The 3,893-nt window shown below is 31.5% G+C and carries 3 protein-coding genes; all 3 read left to right on the top strand.

Going from position 1 to position 3,893, the window contains the following annotated elements; translation table 11 throughout:
• Window positions 1-80: 80 nt before the first annotated feature.
• Window positions 81-503, top strand: coding sequence for a hypothetical protein (locus ACMOUI_RS02525; protein ID WP_418964172.1), 423 nt, complete (start codon window positions 81-83; stop codon window positions 501-503).
• A gap of 30 nt (window positions 504-533) precedes the next feature.
• Window positions 534-3,239, top strand: coding sequence for a glycoside hydrolase family 18 protein (locus tag ACMOUI_RS02530; RefSeq protein ID WP_418964173.1), 2,706 nt, complete (start codon window positions 534-536; stop codon window positions 3,237-3,239).
• 68 nt (window positions 3,240-3,307) lie between these two features.
• The coding region (locus ACMOUI_RS02535) for a hypothetical protein (RefSeq protein WP_418964174.1) at window positions 3,308-3,893 on the top strand (586 nt) is incomplete at its 3' end.

The raw sequence follows: 3,893 nt of genomic DNA on the forward strand, positions 1-3,893 counted from the left end.
TTTTAAGTGAGTTTAAAAAGAAAAAAAATAAAGTGATAAGTGAAAATATTTAAGATATTTTTATAATGAAAGGAGATAGTATGTTCTTTAATAAGAAAAATAAAGAGCTAAAGAAAGAAGTTGCTAATCTAATTGCCATAAATAAAGAATATGAAGAAAAATGCGAGTATTATCAAGAGAAATATTTGCAGATTAAAACAGAATATGTTGAAGCTCTGAAAAGAAACGAAAACTTTAATAATGCTTTTAGAGAAAGCTTTTCAGAATTATCTTCAAAATTAATATCGGTAGAGATAACACTTTCTAAATTAGAGGAAAAAAATAAAGAGTTTTCTAAAACTGAAACTCTAGTAAGAAAATTCCAAGAGCTTGAAGGAGATTTAGTTAAACTATCCAGAGAGATTGGAAGATTATCAACATTTTTAGAAAAACATACAAATTTTAATAAAGAGACGTCAACTTATCAGGCAAATCTGGAAAAATCATACAGAATGTTTAAATAAAAATTTACTAGTTGGAGGATAAAATTACAAATGAAAAGAACAAATAATAACTTATTTCCCGTTGTAGATAAAGAACAAGAGTTCCAAAAAATATATAACAACACAATAGAAAAAGTTAATTTTATAAATAGCAAATATGCAGATATACACAATGGGGTAAACTGCGAAGAGTTAGACCCTATGATTGAGAAAATGAATAATTTTGTATTAAACCTGAGTAGAGTAACAAAGTTAGAGGAGTACCTTACATTTAAACTTTTAATACAAAATATTTTAAAACTACTGGGAGAGTGTAATCATAATGAAGTGTTACCACCTGTACCTGAGTTAGAACCTACTGTAATCAATGCCATATTAAAAAATATAAATAAAAACTTAGTGGGAGAACTAACTTTAGGAGAAAACGCACATTTAATAACTTCAGTGGAGTATGAGTTATATAAAAATAATATAAGAGTAGAGAAAGTTACTACTAATTCAGGAGCTCAAATTGCTAATTTTGTATCTAATACACCTGGAACATATCAATTTATAGCAAAATATTATTGGGCAGATAAATTTAAACAGATTACATCTAATACAGTTATAATTGAGGAAGATGTAGTAATTCCACCTCCAGTGGATGGAGATTTTCCTAAAACATTACCATACTCAAATTTATGGGCACATACTGTAAATACAAATGGAAACTATGAGATTACTCTTAATAATACATGGGGAGTTATTGATAGTAACTTAGCTGTTTATTTAGATGGAGAGCTAACAGAGGTAATACCAACAAATTTCACAGCAGGAAATAAAGGGTCAGCTAAAAACATTGTTTCAGCATCTAAATATCCTTCAAATAAAGATTTAAAATTTGTTTATAAAGTTACATATACAAGAGATGAAAAAACAAATGATAGAGTTGTAGTTTACTATAAAAGTACAACAGGTCTAGTTGAGATTGCAACTCCAGATGGAGGAGTGAAGTATTGTAAATATCCAGAGTGGAACTCAGGAATAGAGTATGGAGCAGCAACAAATAAAATAGTATTCTATCAAGGATTCCATTTTAGACATACTGGATGGGCTTCAAAAGGAGATTCACCAAAATTAAATGGAGATTGGTCACCTTGGACAAAGCTATCAGCAGGAGAGGAAAGTGCAATTGATTGTCCAGGAAATCACTTAATGGATTCAGCAGGAACAAAGCCAAATGCTCACTTAGAGCCGATGAATATTTCAGAGGTTGAAGGGTTAGGAAGTCCAATGGAAAAGATGCATATAACTTATACTCCAGAGTGGGGAAAATGGGGAGGAAGAAAGTATACTCCAAAAATAACTCCATGGAACAAGATATCTCATATGCAATATGCATTCGTGGATGTAATTCCTGATTATACAGGTAAATTCTTTACAGATAAAGATGATATATCTCATTTAGCACAATCAGCTAGAGATGCAGTTAATGGAGCTGGAAACCTAAATATGTCACCAAATATATTTGATCCAGGAGCAGCGTTCTCAGCTTACGGTGGAACAAGTGCATTTATGACAGAGTATAACGATATGTGTAAAAAGTATCCATATGTTAAACCGATAGCATCATTAGGTGGATGGTCAAGATCAGCATTCTTTAGAGATGCAGCTCAATCAAATAAAATAGATCACTTTGTTAAGAGATGTATTGACTTTATAAGAGAGTTTAATTTTGCTGGAATAGATATTGATTGGGAATTCCCTTGCTCAAGAAGAGATGCAGATTTAGTTGATAATAAAAATGATTTAGGAACACCAAGAGCAGCAGATGATGAAGAAACATTATTCACTAACTTAATGAAGGCATTAAGAGCAGCACTTGATAAGGCTGGACAAGAGGATGGGAAATACTATTTCCTATCATGTGCAATAGTATCAGGAAAAACTCATATTTTAAAAAGTGGAATTGGAGTATGGCATCCAGCATGTGACTTTATCAGTTATATGACTTATGATGTACACGGTGCTTTTGATACAATATCAAACCATCAATCATACCTTTTCCAAAATCCAAGTGAGCCACAATCAGAAACAAATCCAAAAGATAATGCAATGTCAATAAAGGATCTAATAGATTATGTGACAACAACTTACGGAGTTCCAGTTACTAAACTGACAGTGGGAGCACCATTCTACTCAAGAGGATGGTCAGGAATATTTATGCCAAGTTCAGGTTGGCCTACAAATATGCCAGGATTGTATGTAAAGACTAATATCAATCCAGCTGCCAGTGAAACTAAGGGATGTTCAGCTCCAGGAACAATGGATGGAGGAAGAGGAGCAGGAGTTTTACCTCTACATCATCTAAATAAATTAATGAAGGGTGAAAACGTATCTGTAAGAACTTTAGATATGAATGGTCCAGCTAATCCACATGCAGGAACAGTATTAAAAGGTTCAGACTTCCAATACTATTATGATGAGGCTGCACAAGCTCCATACCTATATAACCAAAATGCTGGAATTTTCTATACATTTGAAGATGAGAGATCTGTTGAGACAAAGTGCCAATGGATTGTAGATAATAATCTAGCGGGAATAATCTCATGGGATATAGCTATGGATGATTATGGAATAGATATGCATAGTTCAGAAGCAACATCAGCATACCCTACTCTATATCAAGTAGAGCACCTATTAACATCGGTAATATTTGATAAATTCAAAGCAAACTCATTGAGATTAAACTATTTAAATAAAATCACTAGAAGATAATAAATCAATTAAAGGGGAGGAAGACTCCCCTTTAATTATATAAAAATTAGAATAAGGGAGTTTAAATTATGAAAAGAGATGGAGTTCTATCTAATATTATGGATAAAAATAATATTAAAGCATCTTCAAATGTATCTACTTGGAATGGAAATGAACCAGAGTTAATTTTAGATGAGAGTGAAGATACACTATTTCATTCAAATCAGTACCCTTCACATGGGTATGGAGATGTTTATTTTAAGTTTAAAGAACCTAGAGTTATAAATAGAATAGAGTTTTTAACAAAGCATCCAAATTCAAATAATGGAAGAGTTGATCAATATGAAATTCTATATAAAAGTGGAAATTTTGATGTGGGTTGGATATCTGTTTATCAATCAGAAACAACTCAGGAAAAAGGATGGAAAATATCAGAATTCCAAGAGATTGTAGCTTCAGAAATCTGTATAAGGGTACATAGTAGCTACGGTAATTGGATAGTAATGAATGATATAAAATTTTATTTAAATGTAGATGCAGAAAATGATTTAAAAAATATTTTTGAATCATTGGAGTGTTTGGCAATAAAGTCTCAAATAAGGTTAAAAGATATTGAGGTGTTGAAAACTAAATATCAAGATAATTTAGAGATGCTTAATCTCCTTAATATAGGTA

Origin of the sequence: Cetobacterium sp., assembly GCF_048470075.1 — a bacterium.
In the GTDB taxonomy this organism is placed as follows: domain Bacteria; phylum Fusobacteriota; class Fusobacteriia; order Fusobacteriales; family Fusobacteriaceae; genus Cetobacterium_A.